Annotated in this window: 14 protein-coding genes and 5 pseudogenes; 15 read left to right on the forward strand and 4 right to left on the reverse strand. The window is 32.3% G+C overall.

The features are described 5' to 3' along the window. Window positions 1-639 precede the first annotated feature (639 nt). Complete coding sequence (locus M1D73_RS28215) at window positions 640-2,253, forward strand: S-layer homology domain-containing protein (protein ID WP_086401863.1); 1,614 nt, start codon at window positions 640-642, stop codon at window positions 2,251-2,253. Between the two features lie 287 nt (window positions 2,254-2,540). Here the strand turns inward: M1D73_RS28215 and M1D73_RS28220 are convergent. Then, window positions 2,541-2,720: pseudogene (locus M1D73_RS28220) on the reverse strand (LD-carboxypeptidase); the annotation flags it as partial. A 246-nt stretch (window positions 2,721-2,966) separates the two neighbouring features. Next, window positions 2,967-3,917, reverse strand: coding sequence for a class A beta-lactamase BlaIII (blaIII, locus tag M1D73_RS28225; protein ID WP_243341274.1), 951 nt, complete (start codon window positions 3,915-3,917; stop codon window positions 2,967-2,969). Between the two features lie 757 nt (window positions 3,918-4,674). Between blaIII and M1D73_RS28230 the strand changes: the two genes are divergently transcribed. The 4 genes and pseudogenes from M1D73_RS28230 to M1D73_RS28245 form a co-directional block, all read left to right on the forward strand. Next, complete coding sequence (locus M1D73_RS28230; RefSeq protein WP_166572514.1) at window positions 4,675-5,058, forward strand: alpha-ketoglutarate permease; 384 nt, start codon at window positions 4,675-4,677, stop codon at window positions 5,056-5,058. Window positions 5,059-5,300: 242 nt separating this feature from the next. Further along, window positions 5,301-5,434, forward strand: a pseudogene (locus M1D73_RS28235) (histidine kinase); the annotation flags it as partial. Window positions 5,435-6,263: 829 nt separating this feature from the next. After that, window positions 6,264-6,446 carry a hypothetical protein gene (locus tag M1D73_RS28240; protein WP_166572513.1) on the forward strand — a complete coding sequence of 61 codons (183 nt, stop codon included), beginning with the start codon at window positions 6,264-6,266 and terminating at the stop codon, window positions 6,444-6,446. Between the two features lie 197 nt (window positions 6,447-6,643). Beyond that, window positions 6,644-7,069 (forward strand): annotated as a pseudogene (locus tag M1D73_RS28245) (Rpn family recombination-promoting nuclease/putative transposase); the annotation flags it as partial. Between the two features lie 35 nt (window positions 7,070-7,104). Here the strand turns inward: M1D73_RS28245 and M1D73_RS28250 are convergent. Further along, window positions 7,105-8,022: an endonuclease/exonuclease/phosphatase family protein gene (locus tag M1D73_RS28250; RefSeq protein ID WP_243341275.1), complete on the reverse strand. Its 918-nt coding sequence runs from the start codon at window positions 8,020-8,022 to the stop codon at window positions 7,105-7,107. 658 nt (window positions 8,023-8,680) lie between these two features. Between M1D73_RS28250 and M1D73_RS28255 the strand changes: the two genes are divergently transcribed. The 4 genes from M1D73_RS28255 (at window position 8,681) to M1D73_RS28270 (ending at window position 14,079) form a co-directional block, all read left to right on the forward strand. Beyond that, window positions 8,681-10,423: a patatin-like phospholipase family protein gene (locus tag M1D73_RS28255; RefSeq protein ID WP_243341277.1), complete on the forward strand. Its 1,743-nt coding sequence runs from the start codon at window positions 8,681-8,683 to the stop codon at window positions 10,421-10,423. Window positions 10,424-10,984: 561 nt separating this feature from the next. Further along, a complete protein-coding gene (locus tag M1D73_RS28260) occupies window positions 10,985-11,995 on the forward strand; it encodes a S8 family peptidase (protein ID WP_166572511.1) in 1,011 nt (336 codons plus the stop codon). A 336-nt stretch (window positions 11,996-12,331) separates the two neighbouring features. Beyond that, on the forward strand, window positions 12,332-13,036 hold the full coding sequence (locus tag M1D73_RS28265; protein WP_166572510.1) for a DUF2278 family protein: 705 nt from the start codon (window positions 12,332-12,334) through the stop codon (window positions 13,034-13,036). A gap of 335 nt (window positions 13,037-13,371) precedes the next feature. Next, window positions 13,372-14,079 (forward strand): hypothetical protein, encoded by a 708-nt coding sequence (locus M1D73_RS28270; RefSeq protein ID WP_166572509.1) that lies wholly within the window; start codon window positions 13,372-13,374, stop codon window positions 14,077-14,079. Between the two features lie 332 nt (window positions 14,080-14,411). Here the strand turns inward: M1D73_RS28270 and M1D73_RS28275 are convergent, their stop codons facing one another. Continuing rightward, complete coding sequence (locus M1D73_RS28275) at window positions 14,412-15,011, reverse strand: HD domain-containing protein (RefSeq protein WP_208105327.1); 600 nt, start codon at window positions 15,009-15,011, stop codon at window positions 14,412-14,414. Between the two features lie 227 nt (window positions 15,012-15,238). Between M1D73_RS28275 and M1D73_RS28280 the strand changes: the two genes are divergently transcribed. From M1D73_RS28280 to M1D73_RS28305, 6 genes and pseudogenes are all read left to right on the forward strand, one after another. Further along, complete coding sequence (locus tag M1D73_RS28280; RefSeq protein ID WP_166572508.1) at window positions 15,239-15,829, forward strand: TetR/AcrR family transcriptional regulator; 591 nt, start codon at window positions 15,239-15,241, stop codon at window positions 15,827-15,829. Window positions 15,830-16,397: 568 nt separating this feature from the next. Beyond that, window positions 16,398-17,342, forward strand: a pseudogene (locus M1D73_RS28285) (metal ABC transporter substrate-binding protein); the annotation flags it as partial. 27 nt (window positions 17,343-17,369) lie between these two features. Further along, window positions 17,370-17,999: pseudogene (locus M1D73_RS28290) on the forward strand (metal-binding protein ZinT); the annotation flags it as partial. A 1,022-nt stretch (window positions 18,000-19,021) separates the two neighbouring features. Beyond that, a complete protein-coding gene (locus tag M1D73_RS28295) occupies window positions 19,022-20,191 on the forward strand; it encodes an RES domain-containing protein (RefSeq protein ID WP_243341280.1) in 1,170 nt (389 codons plus the stop codon). Window positions 20,192-20,626: 435 nt separating this feature from the next. Then, window positions 20,627-21,286 carry a GntR family transcriptional regulator gene (locus M1D73_RS28300; protein ID WP_166572505.1) on the forward strand — a complete coding sequence of 220 codons (660 nt, stop codon included), beginning with the start codon at window positions 20,627-20,629 and terminating at the stop codon, window positions 21,284-21,286. Window position 21,287: 1 nt separating this feature from the next. Beyond that, on the forward strand, window positions 21,288-22,265 hold the full coding sequence (locus M1D73_RS28305; RefSeq protein WP_208105325.1) for a DMT family transporter: 978 nt from the start codon (window positions 21,288-21,290) through the stop codon (window positions 22,263-22,265). The last annotated feature ends 125 nt before the right edge of the window (window positions 22,266-22,390 follow it).

The following is a 22,390-nucleotide window of genomic DNA, read 5'->3' on the forward strand; positions in this document are numbered from 1 at the left end:
CTCCCTACTTTAGCTTGGTTTTCGCAACTTCGGTAAGCATGGAGTGATAGAACGTTGAAGATTTTACGGTTGCAACGTTTTTCTGCAACCAACCTCATATCTTCAGTTTTCGAAGAGCAATCTGTACAAGTAAATGATAACAAACATGTTGGCTTATGCCAACCGACATTCATGTCCCACCTAAAATTGTTGTTTCACACCTTCACATTTTTGAGGAAGGAGTCTCCTGTCGGAAAACGATAAAATGAAAAAAAGGGGTATATTTGTTATATAGGAGCTAACATGGTTTTGGTGTAAAAATAGATTAACTGATTATGCTCCTTTTTAGAGTCATACTATCAGTATGTTCAAGATTAAGGTATTAGTTGTAAGAGCCTTGGGATTGTTGCACCAGAACCGTTTTATACATTAAAGGATATTTATGTTTTTTAATTATATTTTTGCAATCGTGCTGTGTTATAATTCTGAAATACTGATATATCTAGTAGGACTTATAGATTTCAGTTTATCATATGAAATGAAAAATTAAGCCATTATTTTTGAGGTTCAGGCTACCATTATTCAGACTATTATTCACACTAAAAGAAGTACAAGGAGGAAGGTATATCTACTAAAATAGTGAGGTATACCAAATTCAAAATGAATATTAAATTTAATAAAAAAGTAGTAGCATTCACGGCAGGATTAACGGTATTATCTTCACCATTGGTATCGATTGCAGAGGAACAACAATCAGTAAACAATAAGCAATCTACAAGCCTTCAAGTGCAAGGTAACACAGACCAACTTCAAACAACAGATGAACAGGCTTTAAAAAGTATTGAAGCTAGTTTTGAAGGGGTAGACGGGCGTGGTGGAGGTACTGTCGACAATAAGAAAGTAGATAGTCTTCAACGTTCAGAAGGTATTCATGAAGAAACAGGTACATTAACGGTTCCTAACAATTCAAACAGAACAAAACGTAGTCTGTCTCCCATATCACCTAGCACCTCTAGTACTATAAACGGTGTTCCATTCACGGAATGGATTGTCCCACCAGGTAACGATAATATTCGTCCTCAAAACTACATGAGTCCAAAGTACATTACAATTCATGAGACTGATAATACAAGTGTAGGAGCAGGTGCTAGAAACCACGCTCAATACCTATATAACCAAGCAGTAGGCAACACAGACCGAGCTGCATCGTGGCATTTTACAGTAGACGATAAAGAGATTTATCAACATCTACCATTAAACGAGAACGGATGGCACGCAGGAGACGGTAATGGTCCAGGTAATAGAGAATCTATTGCAATTGAAATCGCAGTTAATAGTGACGGAAACTACAGTAAAGCGGTAGATAACGCTAAGAAACTTGTAGCTTATTTAATGAAAGAAACTGGTGTACCGTTAAACAACATTGTAAAACACCAAAAATGGAGTGGTAAAATCTGTCCTGCTAACATGATTAATAATGGCCAATGGGATGCATTCGTAAATGGAGTTGGTGGGTATTATAATAACCTTTATCAACCAAAAGATGACATTACAGGAGGCTGGTATGAAGAAGCTATTCGAGAGTTAAATAGAAGAGGTATTATGATAGGGGAAGGAAACGGAGTTTTCGCACCCAATAGAGCGATAACAAGAGCCGAATTTGCTCAATTAATCTCTAAATCTCTAAACCTGCCAGCTGGAGATGCTTCATTTAAAGACCTAAACGATGCAAACTCAACTTTACGAGATGGTATTAAACGTACTGCAAGTGCAGGCATCATTCAAGGTAGAGGAGATGGTTATTTTGACCCAAACACACCTATTACACGAGAAGAATCAGCAATTATTGTAAACAAGGCTTTACAGTATAAAGGTATATGGGGACCAGTTGTAAACCTACCATTCTCAGACAAAGACCAAATTATTTATAAAGAAGACGTACAAAGACTGTATGGCCTAGGTATTGTAAGAGGTAAGGGGGACAATCAATACGACCCTAAAGGAACAACAACTCGTGGTGAAACAGCAACATTCATTCTAAATATGCTACAAGTAATTGAAAATGGTAGTGTTGAAAAGGTAATTGGAACGGCTCAAATTAATGGTATTGGGGTAAATGTTCGAAGCGGATCAGGTACAAACTATTCTATTGTTAGAAAGACAAGTAAAGGTGAGAAAGTTACAGTATATGAAGAAAAGAACGGCTGGCTAAGAATTGGAACAGGTCAGTGGATTTATTATGACTCTAGTTATATTGACTATAACAGATTATAAAAGACTTAATAGTTAAAAGAACAAATCATATTTGGATATATAATTTACTCTCAGGTTGTGAAGAAGACTTTCTCCACAACCTGTTTTTATGCCTGGCCCCCTTTACTTACCAATACTGATAAAAAGAGGAGAAGGAAGGATTTATTATAATGCTGGCATCGGTAAATCAATGAGATTCTTTTCTTTAATTTTCCTTTTGGAACATAGTTTTTTATTAGCTTGATGGATATGAGGTCCCGCCAGCATTTTGGAAAAAAAACGCTAAGAAAATTTTAATATCAATAGATTTAATTAATCCATTCTTCAAGAATTGTTAATGTTCTATTTGTTGCATCCATCTCTATTTTGAAATCCATTGGGACAGTTAACATCGGGTGAGTATGGCAACAATCAAATTCTGCAATAAAGGGTATGTAACTCCCCTTTAGAACCTCTAATAGAATCTCAGATGGTTTTTTATTTGTACCCAGTTATGTATGAGGCTTTGGTGTGTTTTATTTTCGTTTGGGAACAATTAATTTCTTAAGTCAGTACGTATATGAGGTGCCCCTATAAGAAAAATATCTGTCTAAATTGAAAAGTTTTTTAGTTGTAACGGTTAATTTTTTGAATTGCTTCCGTAACATTAAATGGTCAATTTTTTGTAACATACCTAAAAAAACCGTCACAGTAATGTGACGGAAACATGGAAAAGTATTAATGTATTACTATTATTATTTATTTGTAGCTTTTAAAATATTTAAAACAGTTTTGGTTGCATCTGCAATAAGTTTATCATCGTATTCAGCATCTTCTTTATCATGATTAGAGAGGATGGCAAGAACAATTGGTTTTTTATTTGGTGGCCAAATAACTGCAATATCATTCCTTGTTCCATAAGAACCTGCACCTGTTTTATCAGCTACTTCCCATCCTTTTGGTACGCCCGCACGAATTAATTTATCCCCAGTCGTATTTCTTTTCATCCAATCTACTAATAGTTCACGTTTCTCAGATGGTAGTACAGTTCCTAATGTAAAAGACTGAAGTGTCTTAGCGATTGCTTTTGGTGTACTCGTATCATGTGTTTCTCCTGGATTTACTTCATTTAATTCAGGTTCAAATCGCTCGGAAATAGTAACAGTATCACCAATTTCCCTCAAGATTTTTTCAAATGCAGATGGACCACCTAATTTTTTAAGAATTAAATTATGTGCTGTACTGTCACTATATCGAACAGAAGCATCTGCAAGTTCTTTTAATGTCATTCCTGTATCCACATGCTTTTCAGTAATTGGATTATAATTAGAAAGGTCTTCACGCGTATACGTAATCCTTTCATCAAGAGCTTCTATTGAGTTCTGGCGTAAAAGAGCGCCCACTGCTAATGATTTAGATGTAGAGGCAAATGCAAAACGATCATCTGATCGATAAGAAACAGTTTGATTCGTACCAGTATCCAGTGCATAAATACCAAGCTTGGCATCATATTCTTTTTCAAGTTTAGCAAAAGAATTATCACCAGTATTTTCTTGTTTAATTGGATTTGTTTGTTTCGTTTGTTTAGGTGATTCAGATGGAGTATTACTATTGGAACAGCCTATTAGTGTTACACATGAAAGTAATACGACAGATACAATCTTTTTGTAATGTGTAATGTTAAAGAACTTGCTTAATATGAACATAAATTTTCAACCTCTTTCAAGAATATATGGTTTTTTCCTAGGTTTTTCATACTGATGTAAGTAAAGAGAATATGGGGTAACAATACTTCTACAGCTAAAATTTTATAGCTCAAAGCACATGCAAGATGTTTATATGATTGATAAGCTATTGTTTAAGTTATTCCTTCTTCAATCTGACTTGCAATGCTTTACCTGTAAAAGGATTAAGCTTGTATCTCTTAAATACTCATCCTTCTTTTGCATCCTTTTCCTTTTCAAAATAAAAAGTCCTTTCATATTTTTGTAATACTTAAAAATAGATTTCAAACGGGATTTATTATATCTAAATTGAACATCTAATTTTAGGTACACATTTAATAGACAATCTAAGTAATAAAATTGTTCCACTTTAATTTTAGGAAGAACTTGATGCTTAAATAAAATGGAAGTAAATTTTTAGCCAAAAGTTTACTTCCAAATTAGAAAAGATTAGGTCCTCAATAGGCTTTACCCCAGCCATAAACCTGACGATTAAAAACAAAGGGTAATTCAACTATCAAACTCATATAAAATTTTAATATTGTCTAAGCATCCATTAGGATATACAATTGATCATCTATTTTTCTTTACATAATCTCCAGATACAGTCCATATTAACTATAGATTCTTGCCTTATGCTAAATGTAATCAAAAAGCAAGTAGATAAAGATAATGAATAAAACATTAACTCTAGATACTTTTTTGATGAATATTACAAATAAACAGGAGGTAATGAAAAATGGTTAAAACATTATTAGCAGGTGTATTTTTAAGTACAGGATTATTAGCGGGTGGTGCAATTGGTGCAGATGATGCGAAAACGGACAATTTAAAGTCAAATGAAAATTCAAATCAAGTAATTACACAGAGTGCAGATGGAACAACGTCTTCCTCACAAAACTTTGATTTACCTAAAGATGCAGTGCCAGCATCTAAAGGAGATGTAAAAACTGTTGAAAAATCAAAAGGTACAGGTACAGATTCTCAAGAAGGAAAAATGGTAGAAACAAAAGAAGGTACAGAATCACAACCTGGAAAACATGCAAAAACTGTTGAAAAATCAGAAGGTACAGGTACGGATTCTCAACAAGGAAAAATGGTACCAACAAATGAAGAAAATTAAATAATATATAGTTATAACAAAGAGCATCCAAAAAGGGATGCTCTTTTTATATTATAGGGATTAACTAGTTTTACTCAACATAAGCAGTAGGAGGAATTGAGGATTAGAACATAGGGTACTGTTTCTTCAAATTGTGGTGTTTAGAGCAATAGTTTTGGTGGTAACGTTACAATACAAACAGTTTGTTAGAAATTTTTTGATTTACATAGACTCTAGATAGACTACATATAAACTTCAGATACTTGTTTTATGATACGAGTAATCAAACAAAAAAAAGGGGGGGGTTACAACAGTATTAACAGGGCACTCTTTTAAGTACAGGAGATTATTAGTAGATGGAGAAAATGTTGAAGATGTACAGACAGATAAAAACATATTCCATATAAATAAAATGAATTGTAAGAATGCACCATTCTTCTCTATTTACCTATACGTATATTTTTCATCATTTATTATAAAATGCATATTGATTTAAATCATTTTGTTCAAAATATTAAATCGGTATTTTGGGGGATTTATCATAGCTTTATATTTTACTTTTCTAAATTCACGTAATTTTCAAATATAAAAGTGCGTATGTTAGAATTTGGTGTATAATAAAATCAACTCGTGGTTATAGTGTTTTCTCCGATTCAAATTTAACTTTTTTACATTATCTAAAAAAGAACTTGTAGGGATTCCTACAAGTTCTTTTTGTTTTTCTGACTCTACTCCTATATGAATTAGCTACCAATAAAAGAATTCTTTAATATTTTAAAGAGTTTTTTTAAAATATTTTTAAATTGCTATTAAAATATAAACTCAAAATGATTATGATGTGAGATAGCTAAATTTTAGCTGCAATTGCTTTAATAGTTAATCATGGAAAGGAGGATTTTTATATCATGCAAAAATCTATAAAGGCTTTTTACCTTAAAATTAAATTTGGGGGTTCAAAATGATTATCAACTATTCTTTATAGAAGTTCCACCAACAAAACGCCAATTTCGTACGCTAAGGAATTTTCAAGGAACACAACTTGATTTTACTGCATATTAAACAAAAATAGAAAAAAACCATAAAAAAGTTAAATATTAGCGGCTTTTTATTAATTAGGATCATTAAACTTATTGTTTTTCATGTTATGATAAATTCCAATTGATATGTAATTGATCGAATTGCTCGCTTTTCTCTGATATTTTTTGTAGAGAAAGGAGGGGAGGAAGATGGGACTAATAGAACTATGTGATTACTTATCCGATTTATTACATGATCCTATACAGGGGTTTTTGACAATAATTTTAACAGCATACGGAGAACGACTAGCAGATAATATTAAAAGTAGATCAAATAAAAGAACTGCACCTAGAGCCGGGAAGCATAAGGGCAGTTCTAAACGAAAAAAATAATATATTTTAGCAACCGATTAATTTACATTATCAGTTACCAAGAGAGATGCGCCAACATCTCTCTTTTCTTATAATTATTACTCAAGTATTACTGGTAATACTTAATTGAAAGTATAACAAAAACATACTTAGAAGTAAAAAAGTGATTTTTCGGAGAAAAGTGGCCATTTTGATAAGCTAAGTGCAATATCAAGACAAAGCGAATGCCATATAGTTCGCTCCATAAAACAATTACAATTAATTTGTTAAATTTCGTTATGTTTTCTGAATACGAGGCATTCCATACAACAGGAATTCTATGGAATCAACAACAACAGAAGGTATTAAGTGATGACATAGAAATTCATATTGTAGAGATCCCAAAACTCATGCAACAGTGGCGTAATGAACAAGTAAATCCCTGGGAAGATTCCTTTGTTCGTTGGGTATTACTACTACCAGCGAATGAAGATGAACACTTAACCCAAACATTGGAGGATATTGCGATGAACCAAGACCCTATTTTACAAAAAGCAATGAATAAATGGGAACGTATGAATCAAGATTTTTCTTTCCGACAAGCGTATGAAGCAAAGGAAAAATCCCTTATAGATGAGGCCGATAAGTTCGCTCATGCAGAGAACTGTCATTGCAGCATTTACATCTTTTATAATGAGTATTAATTTTCTTTGAATTTTATAGTGGCAACTACTTGAGCATGATCAGATTGTGTCTTATTTTCAATATCATCACATTTTAAATGCCTGTCAAACACCGTATATTCACTTACTCGACCAATGTATTCTTTATTTTTCTCATTAAGTGAATTAGATACAAAAATAAAGTCTAATACATTTCCTAATTTTCCATAATAATGTGTAGGCAATCTTTTTTGTCCGCTTTGATTTGGAGCTAAGTCAAAAGCATCATAAAGTTTATAATCGTAGACAATCGGTTGTTTCTCGATAGGGATTTGTGTATCTCCTATTTTTGAAAGTTTTTCTCTATTTGTTAATGCTTCTATAGGAATAGAGTGTTCATCATCATTGAAATCACCAAGTAAGATAATTGGAAGTTCCTTATTACTGTGTAGAGTTTCTGATATTTCATGATATAAGATTGCTGCTTCCGTCCCCCGTTGTAGTAAAGATGCTACATGCCCCATTGAACGTGCACGTAAAGTTTCTAGTATTTGACTATCCCATATTTCACTTGGATTATAAACGATATCTTTCATGGCTGGTTTTTTTGATTTTAAATGTGAAACATAACAAACGATATCCCTAGAGCTATCAATACGTATCGTAGCTTTTATAGGAATTCGACTGAATTTGAAAGTTTTTCCTAAGGGGATTTCTTCGGTAATGGAATCGGGAACTTTAACTGGACTTACTAAGAGTATTGGATATTTTGAAGCTATAGCAACTACGGGTTTTATAAATACTAATGGTTCATTTATATCTGTAACAGGAGATTCTACTGTTGTAAAATGAGTAAACCCTATTTCCTCAACTAAGTTTTTCAAAGCATTTGTACTGAATACTTCTTGGAAACCAATAACATCGCAATTCATGTCTGATATTTGTTTTTTATCCATTCTTTTTTCATTAACCACTCATCAGCTAAATAGGAGCTATCTCGCTCATACCATGCGAAAGGAGGTTCAACAAATTGAAATAAATTAAATGTCCCACAGCGAATTTGCATAAGCTTTCACCTTCTTTAGTTATGTAATTTGTAATACCGACATGTGTTAGCAGAAAGCATATTCCGTAATAAAGGGTATGTTAATAGTATGGAAAACCTCTAATATTTTTTATTGATATCATTATCTTTAATTTACACATGTTTGCTGAAAAATACACTCGGAATTTTATACAGCTTGTATGCGTATAATTCATTCAATAGGAATCCCCTAGTATAAAATTATTTGAACTAAGAGAACTTAAAAAGGAATCAGAATTTTAGATAACTAGCTATTTTTATGCCCGAAAACATTTCGATTTCGAGTCAGACCAATCGATGCTATGAACATAGCATTGACTGAAGAAATTCTTTTAAAAATTGTTCTACCCATTCGGTATACAGAAACCCAACGATACACGAGATGAACGGAGCATTACACGAGAGTCAGTAGCTAAGCTAAACCCTCCAGAAAATTGATGTGTTCATAGCATAAAAATTATAAAAAAAGAAAACATAAATTTTAGTTATTAATATTGAAGTTTTAAAGAAAGAAAAAGGTGACTTTGGTTATGAAAGAGGAAAATAATAAAAAATTAGGACTTGCCCTTTCTGGTGGGGGATTTAGAGCATCTTTCTATCATATTGGAGTACTCGCAAGGTTGGCTGATTTGGGGTTACTTCGTTCTGTTGAATTAATTTCTACGGTTTCAGGTGGCTCTATTATTGGCGCGCTTTATTACCTTCATTTAAAAAAACTACTGGAAGAAAAGAGAGATGTTGAAATTAAAGATGAAGACTACCAGACGATTGTTGCAAAAATTGAAGTTGATTTTCTAAGAGTAGTCCAAAAGAATTTGCGTTTAAGAACCTTTCTTAATCCAGTAAAAAATATAAAAATGATTCTTCCTAATTACTCACGAAGTGATCATATTGGAGAGCTTTATGATAAATTTTTATACAGAAAAGTTCTTGATACAAATAACACCAAGCCTATAAAAATGAAGGAGTTAATTATCAAACCCTGCTGTGAGAGTAATTCTTTTCACCCACTTAAGGATAATGAAAATAGAAGTGCAAAAGTACCAATACTTCTTATTAATGCAACTATCTTAAATAATGGACATAACTGGTGTTTTAGTGCTTCGGATATGGGCGAAACACAAATTGACCAATCTAGAAAAAAATTTGATAAAAACTTTCGACTAAAAAGAATAGAATCGTATGATGACATATACAAACACGAAGATTTTGAATTGGGTGTAGCCGTTGCCGCTTCGGCCTGTGTGCCTGGAATTTTTGCCCCTCTTGCTATTAGTAATCTTTATGATGAGAAGGTACGATTACAATTAGTTGATGGCGGTGTCCACGATAATCAAGGAATTAGAGGATTACTAGATAAACGCTTAAATTGCACACATTTTATATTAAGTGATGCATCAGCACAATTAAAAGATGAAAGGGAGCCTAATGTACAGATATCCAATGTAATCAAACGTTCAAATAGTATACTATCGGACAACCTACGAGAACAGCAATTGTCCAATATAATTAAGGAACATTCAGATAATGTTGCCCTAGTACATTTAAAGAAGGGATTGCCCGTAAAGGAAGTTTCCTACTTTGATGAGAGACACAATCTTAAAGAAGAATCGAAACTTTATAACACGGAACAAACCTGCGAGAATTTCGGGGTCAATACAGATGTTCAAAACCTCCTTTCTGGTATTAGAACAGATTTGGACTCTTTTTCAGAAGTAGAAGCTTTTTCTTTAATGCTTAACGGCTATAGAATAAGTCAATATGAATTGGATAAAGTAAATATAAAAAATTTTGTTACAAATACTGCATTAAAAGAGGAAAGATATCAATTCTTTAAGATGGATTCTTGGATTTCATCACCTGTTATTGATTCTTATTATAAAAATCTCCTTGAAACTGCAAGCAAACGATTTTTTAAGGCTATTAGATTAAATTTGTTGGTAAAGTTTATAACTATTTTATTGGTTGTACTTATATGTGGAACTATTATAAGTACTTTCGGTTCAAAGTTTATTTACTGGGCAAATGAATCAATATCAAAAGGTCAATTATTATTATTGATTCTCCTTTTCATCACCCTCTTTATTGTATACAAAGGATTAAAATTTTTTTCACAAAGAATTCTTTCTGTATGGTTCTTGATAAACCTGTTACCATTTCTTCTTGTATCTTTAACAGGGTTTGTATTTATTGGACTTTATCTAATCACTTTTGATCGACTATTTCTATACTTAGGTAGTTTTAAAGTATTAAAAAAGGTAAAAATAAAGTGAAAAATATAAAGATAAATTGAAGTCGTAGAAAAACCGGTTCTAACATTTGAAACCGGTTTTTCTATATCTATTTGAGTATTTTGCACGTTTTTCACTCCAAAAGCTATAAAAACTCTAAGGGCATAAAAAAATTCCCCCTAAATATAGAAATTTTTGAAGTGATTAAACTTCGAAAATCTTGAAGGAGGAATTCACTTTCTATATTCTACAAGAAAGTCTATGTCTCTTTAAAGAACTACAACATTGTATAGTTTTGATATCCTCTTCAAGCTCATTACTTTTAATGTTGAAATTGTACCTATTGCTATTAAGCCGTTCTTATTCGCATCACAAACTAATGATATTTTTAAAAAGTGGATTTAATCCCATTCTGATACAAATAACTGAAGGTTAAAAAACCTTTATCTATTAACTGCCATTGAATAATTCTCCTATTATTATTTTGGTTTAACCATACTACGATGCCTTAAATCCTTTTATTTTTTCTTCCAAATATCTAGAATAAATATAATTTAAATGAGTATGCTAATTGATGTTTGTTAATAAAAGGAGGTATTTACAATGACTACTTATCGACTAGCACCTTATACAATTGAACCAGCAGACGACAGAGCAGAAAAAACACCACCAGGAGTGGAGATGATTAAAGCTCCTGAAGTTTGGGATGATAGTATGCAGGGTAAAGGTATCGTAGTTGCTATTTTAGACACAGGATGTGATAAAAATCATCCTGATTTACAAAATCGTATTCTTTTTGGGAAAAATACTACAGAACATGGTGATGAGTCTGATTTTTCCGATATCGCCGACCATGGTACTCATGTTGCAGGAACAATTGCAGCAAATGGGACAGGGATTTTTGGAGTTGCTCCTCAAGCAAGACTTGCTATTTATAGAGTGTTCACTCCAACTGAAGATCCTAATCGCCCTGCAGCATTTAATGAACATATAATTGCAGCGATTAAAGACTGCATCAAGTGGAATCAAGAACATAATAAAAAAGATCACATTCGTATTATAAATATGTCGCTTGGTGGTCCACGTCCTGATGAAAATCTTCATAAAGCTATACAAGAAGCGGTTAAGAATGAAATTTTAGTTATTTGTGCTGCTGGGAACGAAGGGGATCCCCGTAGCGGTGGAGATTCTAGCGCTGCGAAAGATGAGTATGGTTATCCAGCTAGGCATCCAGAGGTTATATCTGTTGCAGCAATTAAATTAGATCGTTCATTTGTACCTTTTTCAAACACAAACCTAGATAATGATTTAACAGCTCCTGGATTCGGTATTTTATCGACTGTTCCTAAAAATAAGGATAATAGCGATGGAGTTAAAGATGGTTATGCTACATTTAACGGAACTTCTATGGCAGCACCGCATGTATCAGGAGCCGCAGCGCTTATTATTAAGCAATGTGAAACTGACTTTGGACGAACTTTAACCGAAACTGAAATTTATGCTCAACTTATCAAACGTACAGTCTCATTAGGACTTGACCGTAGAATCGAAGGTAATGGATTATTAGATTTAACAGAGGGTTATAGAACTTTCCCAAATAGAAATCAATTATAAAGTTAAATTTGGTGGAAAAGCTGCTTCACAATAACGTGAAGTAGCTTTTTTGCACAAGTACCTTGTTATAGCACCCTTACAAGTGTATGTTAGCAAGCATGTTGGCTTATACCAACCGACATTCATCTTCCATCTAAAATTGGTGTTTCACACCTTCACATTTTTGAGGAAGAAGTCTTCTGTCGGAAAACGATAAAAGATTATGATCATACACAAATAAATGCTGAAAATTGATTATATATATTTCTTTAAAGTTCCAAGACACAAAAAGAATATATATATAAACTTTTCGCAAACAATAACTTGAGTGAGAATTTATCATTAGGAGGTACAACTATGCCTGTAGAACATTATGGCGTATTAAAAGGAATTGCAATTGACAAAGAAGAGGAAAGAGATGATTTAGAATCTCCTCATTACCAGATTCTTATGATTGGTGAAGAAAATGTAAAATATCGCATTGCTGTTAATGTACAATCTATTGCTGAGCAACCAGAACTTTTATATTTAGTAGATGAAGAATTTGATGCATCAGCAATTACAATTCTTCCTACCATGGATAATGGCTTTAAATCAATTGATGAAAATAATAAAGAAATCGCACTAGATTATATACGTAGCCAATTATTTGATCCCGCTAAGATGAAAACATTACCTTCTGATCTCAAAGGTAAAAATAATGATTTACACGATTTATTTAATAAGTACATCCCAAAAGCTATAAATGAAGAAGCAACAATATATATCTACGGCTCAAAATTTTCTAATAAGCGAGAAAAAAAAGATAAAGTTTTTGGTTTCAAACCAGTAAAGGGTATGCATAATGTCCATATGAACCAAGGAAATGAAGATAAACCTCCAGGAATAAAAGATCACGCAGGAGATAACGGGATATACCATGATGGAGGGATTTTAATCCAGTATAACGACAATCACTGGGTTGCTATCTTTTTAGCTTTTCAATCGCAATCATGGTGTACAGATGATCGTGGTTTTCCAACAGAATTTTGTGATCATACACAAGCTAACATTGAAAATTAAATATTTTAAATAAAAACCAAGTAATTATACTTGGTTTTTATTATGAAGATGATAAGTTATCTATTTTAGACTTATTAACATCTAGATAACTGAACACAAGTTATTATCGAAATTTAATTACAACCATTTTCAAACGAGAAAGCTCATCGCTTTTAGGCATGGGATAATAATGAGGTTGAATCCAAATTACCATATAGTTTTCTAGTTACACTTAATAAATATGAAAACGATTCGTTTTTTTTTGAATTTGTACCCTAAAAATACCATCATAAAAATATGTTTTATTTTGAATTTTTGATAAAATTAGGATATTAATATAAAATGGGGTGTTCAGTATGTTGGATACAACTACAAATTTTCAAAAGTTAGTTTACTGTGATTTGGATAGATATTTAAATGACTCATCAAAAAAATTATCTGATTATCCTAAAATTCAAAAGGTTATTCGGGCGCACAAACAGAAATTGTGGAGTTTTGGAAGTTTTTTCGAAGAAATTTTGAAGAAATACTCCTCTGAAGATATCTCTTCGAAAATAAATAATCAATGTTTTACAAAGCCGTTTTTCTACGGAGAAAGGAAAGAATTGGGTTACTATTACTTAACTTGGGATATTCCAAAATTAAAAGAACTCATTCGAGAAAACGAAATTATTCCAAACACACTCATTGTAGACAACTTTTTAGATGAAGCACTAAATAATGATGTGAATTTAAATACAATTGATATGAATAGAGAAAATAATGAACCTATTATAATAGCCCAGCACCCTGTCGCAAATAACAATTACAAGGGAGTCATTATCGATGGAAACCATCGCATTGCTAGAGCTTATAAAAAAGGGAATCATCAAATCTTAGCATATGTTTTACCTTTATTTGTTCATATGAAGGGCATGCTTTTAGATCTAGATGTATTTCTTTTTAAATTAGCTTATAACTTCGACTTAATTACTAAATTCGTAGATCACATGTATGTAGTATCAGATGAGAACTTAAAAAAAGAATTGCATGATACATTGTTTAAAGTTTTGTATAAAATATAGTTGCTTTTACTCGGGGTACCGGCAGCATTTTTGAAAAAAACCACGCTAAGAGTATGCAAGGTTTTATACAGTTTTTGGGCTAAAACAGTAACAAACGAGAAACCTAAAACCGCGCCATAATAGGAATGTATAAAAAGATGAAGAGCTTTATAGAAAATAAAAAGGTGGATTCCTTCTGAGAGTAAGGATTCCACCTTTTTCCTTGCTACCGATAATGAATTTTACGTCAACTAGCCTCTTTTGAAGAGGTTAGTTTTTTGCATAGCGTGTTTTTTCCCGTTTTGCGGTCTGTACCCCTTCCTAAGCTCCATGACATTCTAATTCTTTATTCTCTAATCTTTAAAAGGAGCATTCATCACCCAATCTGAAAACCCCATACGAAGCATAGAAGAACTCAAATTATTTGACTGTTGCTGTGTATTTTTTAGATTGGAATCATATTTAATAAGTTCAATCATAGATTTTTTGAAACCTAATCGAGGATAAACCTCAATTATAAAATTGAATGTTTCCTCCGGAATATCTTCTATACGTAAACCAACTACATCCATTCCCGCCCCGAAATGAACTAAAGCAATCTCTGGTTGTTTTTCTTTAGCAATTTCCGAGGTGTGTAGAATAATAGCTTCACGTACTACATCAATTTTATCTTGTGAAAAACCATGGGAATGAAGGAATTTTTCTGCATGATCAGCACCTTCATATTCAAATGAATGTTTACAACATACATACTCTGTAAGACCAACATCATGTAAGATAGAAGCAAGATAAAATAACTCCTGATCATATTTAAATCCATATTTTTTTCCCAATGCATCACCAAAAGCATATGTCCGTAAACAATGATTATAAAGAAATTCTGGAGAAATCTCGTAAATCAATTGGGTAGCTTCTTTTGCTACTTTACTATCTGGAATAATAATGTTACGCATAATTTCCTCCTTAGTTTTAATTGTTTTTTAATAAATCCATGTCAGATATCAATAGCATGATAAGAATGTTACGTGCTAATCAAATACTAACTCTCTCACCCTCTCCTTTTAGAAACTCTACTCTCACCTTAAAAGAGACTGAACGGTCTCTTTTAAGGTAACTTATTATATGTTAATGTACAACTAAAACATATTACAATTTTTCAACAATAATAATGGAGGATATTATGCAAAAAGGTGAACAAACACGAAGAAACATTGTTTTAAAATCGGCAGAACTGTTTAATCAAAAAGGATATGCTGGCTGTTCGATGAATGACATTATGGAGGCTACAGGGCTACAAAAAGGGGGGATTTATCGTAATTTTAAAAGTAAAGATGAGATTGCTTTAGAGGCATTTGAATATGCGATTGATACTGTCTCTCAACATTTTTCTGAGGCGATACGCAATGCTAACACAACATTAGAAAAGGTTGGTGCTTTTTTTAATGTATATGAAGATGTAATAAATAATCCACCAATAAAAGGGGGATGTCCTTTGCTGAATACTGCTGTAGACAGTGATGATACGAATCTACTGTTAAGGGAAAAGGCACTTGAAGTTTTCTATACATTTCTTAATATGATTGAAGGGATTATAGTAGAAGGGATTCAGAACAAGGAGTTAAAACCGGATATCGATACAAAGGCGGTAGCTTCCTTTATTATCGCAACCCTAGAGGGAAGTATTATGGCCAGCAAGCTAGAAAGGGATATTAAACATGTTACTTATAGTAAGCAACACGTGCTGCGTTATTTGTTTATGCTAAAAATTTAGCTCACTTTATATTTTAAGAAACAACGGGCTTTTCACTTAATGGCGATGAGACTGTATTTGAAATAGAAAGATACTCTAATGAGAATAAAATCTATGCTAAAATCCATTTTTTATATGTATCTCACCTAAATTCCTTAAAAAGCTGATTATCCCTTAGCGTTTAGGAAATCGGCTTTTTCTATGTGAAAAATTGCTTAGCGTATGAAATTCGCATTTTGTTGGTGCTACCCTATGCCCATCAACTTAAGAATTCAGAATTACCCCAAAACGAAAAAATGAGCTTTTTTGCTACAAGTTAGCACAAAATTTCGTTCTGGGGGCATTTACCTTTCTTAGCTTGATATAACGATGTGACAGGCAAAAAAAAATACTAAAAACTAATACCATTTTTTTTATAAGTTTATAAAAAAGGTAAATCGTAATGATTATTATTTATTGCGAATTTCAAAAAGATGTATTATACTAGGTTCGCAAACTAAAACGTAATCATTCCGTTTTGTATCAGAACGATATTTTCTTCATAGAATTGGAGGAAATAAACTTGTAAAAAAGAAAAGAGGAGAATTTCATGCCAAAAAAATTAACTATGTTTTCATGCCTACTTATTTTCACTTTAATTTTTGCTGGATGTTCTAATAAAAAAGAAAGTGCAGTAAAAAAAGATGAGAAACTTTCTGTTTATACAACTATTTTCCCACTTGCTGATTTCGCAAAAAAAATTGGTGGAGACTATGTAAATATTGAAGCAATTTACCCTCCTGGTGCAGATTCTCATACATTTGAACCAAGCCAAAAACAAACAGTGAAAGTTGCAAAAGCTGATTTATTCATTTATAACGGTGCAGAATTAGAACCGTTTGCTGAAAAAATGGAAAAAACCTTACAAAAAGAAAATGTTAAAATTGTAAATGCATCAAAAGGAATCGAACTGCGTGCCGCAACCGAAGATGAACATCATGATCATGGAGATGGACATAAAGAAGCTGAACATCATCACGATAAAGACCCACACGTGTGGTTAGATCCTATACTAGCGATGAAACAAGCTGAAAAAGTCAAAAATGCTCTTGTAGAATTACAGCCTGATCATAAACAAGAATTCGAAAAGAATTTTGCAGCACTTCAAAATAAATTTACAGATTTAGACGATCGATTTAAAACTGCTGTAGCAAATGCAAAAACGAAAGAAATTTTAGTTTCTCATGCTGCCTATGGCTATTGGGAACAACGCTATGGTTTGAAACAAATTCCTATTTCTGGTATTTCAGCTTCTGATGAACCATCTCAAAAAAAACTTGCTGAAATTACAAAAACAGTTAAAGAATACGGTCTAAAATACATTTTATTCGAAACGTTTTCTACTCCAAAAGTAGCATCAGTTATTCAGAAAGAAACTGGTACAAAAATTTTACGCTTAAATCACCTTGCTACTATTTCTGAAGACGATGCGAAGAATAATAAAGATTACTTCACTTTAATGGAAGAAAACGTGAATACTTTAAAAGAAGCAACACAATTCGCATCAGTTGCAGAAAAGCCTTCTGAAAAGCAAGAGCAAACAACTGAAATTCATACACATGAAAATGAACACAATCACAGTCATAATCATAGTCATGCTTATGACAAAGCAACAGAAAGAATTTATGAAGGATATTTTGAAGACAACCAAGTGAAGGATCGACCACTCTCCGATTGGAAAGGAGACTGGCAATCGGTATATCCATATTTACAAGATGGAACGCTTGATGAGGTATTTGCATACAAAGCGAAACATAAAGGTAAAATGTCAGCCAAAGAATATAAGGAGTATTATAATGAAGGATATCAAACAGAGGTAAACCGTATCGTGATTCAAGGAGATACTGTAACATTCTACAAAAACAAAGAAGAAAATTCTGGTAAGTATATCTATGATGGATACAAAATTTTGACATATGATGCAGGGAATAGAGGTGTAAGATACATATTTAAACTAGCAGAAAAAACAGAAGGAGTTCCTCAGTATATTCAATTTAGTGATCATGGTATTTATCCGAATAAAGCTGATCACTACCACTTGTATTGGGGTGACAATCGTGAAGCTTTATTGGATGAAGTCATACACTGGCCTACCTACTACCCATCGGATATGAATGGACATGATATTGCGCACGAGATGATGGCGCATTAAATTAGGAGTCACGATAATTATTTCTTTAAACAATATATAAAATTCAAAGGTTATCAATCTAGCAGAAAAAACAGAAGGAGTTCCTCAGTATATTCAATTTAGTGATCATGCTATTTATCTGAATAAGGGGTACACTTCACTTTTAGTAATGGCTTTTTTGTGGGTAATGAAGATCAAACACTAAATTGAAACACAATCCATTACGCATTCATTGAAAGGTTGACCGCTTGCATTAATTATTTTAGCATAGTTTGATCCAATTGAATGTTCCAATCTAGTGAACTTTCAAATTTCAATTAATTTAAAATATAGCATGGGTTTGTATTGTAAAGGAGCTAAAGTAGGGAAAGATATGTCTCTAAAAAAGTAATAAATTTACTTATATTAACTTAAAAAGTTTCGTACTATACATTTTAAATCATCATTTAGACACTAAAAATTTGGTTATGCCTCATTTCTTCCTTATGGGAAACATTAACTATGTGTTATCATTCCTAACATTATTACAACCATTAAAACTTAGTTGTGTTAATATTTATAGTATAAAAAGTACATATTTAGCTATATAAGTGAGATGAGTAATTAGTTTATTGATAAAGATACTTAAGAAATATGTTTACTATTACTGAAAAGAATAAACACATAAGAGGGAAGAAGGTATATCAAAATTTAAATGGAGAATCTAGTTATCCGATTGGCCAATTAGTGAAGATGGATTTGGATATGCCAAAACCGGTTAATTACTTTGGTGTTAATTCAAAAAGTGAATTAGAATCACAATTATTTAAATCGGCATCCGATTAGGAAGTATTTATAATTACAGATGTAAAAGATTCTGGTTTAAATTCCACTGTTATACTAAATGAATTCCTTGAAGTACCTATTTTCAGGATTATGAGAGGTGGGGCATACGAGTATCTCTTTAAATTTATAGAAAGAGGTGCTAATTAATTAGTAAAGAGTAAGGAGCACTACAGAGGATACTAAAATTAATAAATAATGGAGTAAGTAAAGGAGGAGATATGGTGGATATAAAAAATAAACTGAAAGAAGAATATGAAAGATCTTTTCTGATTCTACAAAACTATCAGTTACCCATTATTATTAGAGAAGACTTTCAATATCTTCCCACTTTAAAAGCATTATTAGGTCAATATCTAAAGCAAATCAAAAATAGCTTCCTAATAGATCAAGAAACAAAAATGAAGACTGAAGATAACATAGAAGATATATTAAAAGCAATTGAAGTCTACTACGATGCTAATATATATGAAGCAAGAAAGATAATTTATAATATGCTAAGTAGATATAAAGATGATGATTATATAATATCTAATTTAGATGATTCGCCTGCCTTAAGGGGCGTTACACGGTTTTCTACAAATAGCTACTTTGATCAAATAGCAGCTGCCCCGCTATCATTTTTTAGAGCTAGGGTTAGTAAGAAGGAGTTTAGTAGAAAAGACTTTTTACATATCCCATTTAATAAAAGGGGATTAGTATCCACACAACGGTTTAGTATCGCTGGGGTTCCTTGTATGTATTTTGGAGCTACTTCATATGTATGTTGGCTAGAGTTAAATAAACCAAGATATGATGAGTTACATATTTCATCTTATACGTTGCCCAAAGAATTAAGAGTATTAAACTTAGCTATTACCCAAGGTATAGTTAGTGGATTTACAATGGGAAATGAACATAAAGAATATGCTATGAGTATGATAGAGTTATTTCCACTTGTAATGGCAACATCTTTTAAAGTCATTGAAGGGGACCGAGTATTTAAAAGTGAGTATATTGTTTCTCAACTGATTATGCAATGTTTAACGGAGCTAGGTGTGGAAGGGGTGGCGTATATCTCTAAGCAAATTGAACATAATGATTTGTCAATCCAGTTAGGTAATGAGAATTTCCCTACGTGTGTAAATTTAGCTATACCGATGAAAAACAATAAGAATGATCAATACAGTGAATTAGCAAAAAAAATTCCACTTACAGAACCGATAAAAATAGATAAATGTATCAGTCTAATTCAGAATACTTCTTTCAATAAACAGGTTGTAGCTTATCCAAATCTGTTTGATAGTCAACTCACGCAGAGTGGAGTACGTAGGGATTATAAAACATTAGAATTTAGTGAGATAGATGATTTTTTAGTCAATCAAAAACATGTATCTTATAATAACCTTTAGAAAATTACAACTGTGAATTTAGATTATATAAGTAATACTTAAAATTAGTCTATAATATAATTTTTCTGTTGCAGATTCTACAAAAAACTCCCCACTATTAAGGGGAGTTTTTTGCTTTAGGGGTAGTGTAAAACCTAAGCTTGATAGCGATGGGGTCCCGCCAACAAAACGCGAATTTCATACGCTAAGGAATTATTAAGGTAAAAAACTTTGCTTTACCGTACTTTAAGAAGGTTTCATAAACCATATTTTGTATTTGATATGGTACTTTGTTTTTAGGAATGAGTTTTGGAACTGTTTTTTGACTACGTTTCTATTAGTTTCATTAAAAATTAATAAAGTTTCAAAAAGGTCGTTTTTAGAACTTGATAATGGAGTATATTTTATTGAAAAATTATAGTTGACCATAAAACCAATATCCGATATATTGGTTTTATGAAAAAAGATATTATTACACCCATTAAACGTATGTCATTTAGAGATGAAGTATATCTAACTTTGAAAAAAGCAATCGTTACATTAGAGCTGCAACCGGAGCAACGTTTAAATGACAAAGAGTTAGCAGAAGAATTTGGAATTAGCCGTACTCCAGTTAGAGAGGCGTTGAAGCGTCTTGAGGATGAAGGACTTGTTGAATCTATTCCTGGTTCAGTTACTCGTGTTGCACCATTAAATATTGAGGAGGCGAAACACGCATTTACTGTGGTAGCAGTTTTACACTCGTTAGCTGCTCGTTTAGCAGTACCATTGTTAAAAGAGTCGGATATTCAGGAATTAGAGTTTAGTAATAAGGCTTTACTATTATCTATTGAGAAAAAAGATATTATAAAAGCAATTGAAGCTGACGAGTTATTCCACAATGTTTTTTTAGATGTGGCAGGAAATCCTGAAATCATCCGTGCGTTAGAACGAAGTATATCTAAGATTCAACGTCTCGAAATTTCTCAGTTCACTTCTATAAATGGTCTAAAGTCAGTAGAACAACATCAGCAAATTATAGAGGCTTGCAAAAATAAAGATAAAGAAACAACAGCGCATCTTGTAGAACAAAACTGGTTAAGTCTTGAGAAATTAATGACTTATGAGGCAGATTGAGATGAGAAATTTACGCCCTATATTTTTAGGTATATGTGCTGCTTTCTTTTTTGCTTTCACATTTATATTAAATCGAGCAATGGAATTATCAGGTGGTAGCTGGATATGGAGTGCTTCATTAAGGTTTATTTTTATGCTTCCATTCCTTTTACTTCTTGTTATGAGTCGAAAAAAATTAAAAATATTATTACAAGTTATGAGAGAGGATTTAAGTGCATGGTTTTTATGGAGTTTTGTAGGTTTTGGTCTATTTTATGCTCCATTATGTTTTGCTGCTGCACATGCACCAGGATGGATTATTGCGGGAACATGGCAAGTTACTATTATATCAGGATCTTTGTTAGCTCCTCTTTTTATCCAAACTTATCAAACACCAGATGGAATTATTAAGAAAAGAGGAAAAATTCCAATCAAGGGTATGAGTATGTCATTAATTATTCTTCTTGGTATTTTCCTTATGCAAATGGAACAAGCAAAATCGCTTGCTGTAAAAGATATTATGTTAGGTATTATCCCTGTTATTGTGGCTTCTTTTGCTTATCCACTCGGGAATCGTAAGATGATGGAGGTTTGTGGAGATCGTCTAGATACTTATCAACGTGTCCTTGGAATGACATTAGCTAGCTTACCGTTTTGGTTTTTACTATCCTTGTACGGTCTTTTTACAGCAGGAATACCGAGTAAGGAGCAAACTATGCAATCTATTTTAGTTGCTATGTGCTCTGGTGTAATTGCAACTATCTTATTTTTTAAAGCTACTGATATGGTTAAAGGAGATATGCAGAAACTTGCAACCGTTGAAGCAACACAATCTATGGAGGTGCTTTTTGCTGTTATTGGAGAACTAATCTTATTACATTCTTCATTCCCCTCTATTTTATCTTGGTGTGGCATGTTTGTAATAATGCTAGGAATGATAGTCCACAGTTATGTTTCCCATAAAGGTGAAACAGTGCATAAACAAAATATTAGTGCTTAATTGATATTTTAAAATGTACAGTATGCCCCCTTTTCTAGTTAGTAAAAGTAATTGTATTATTATAAGTTTTATGTCAGAAATTGATTAAGTAATAGAATATGAACAAAAGTCGATGCCCTTAATTT

Source organism: Bacillus sp. PK3-067, assembly GCF_056738645.1.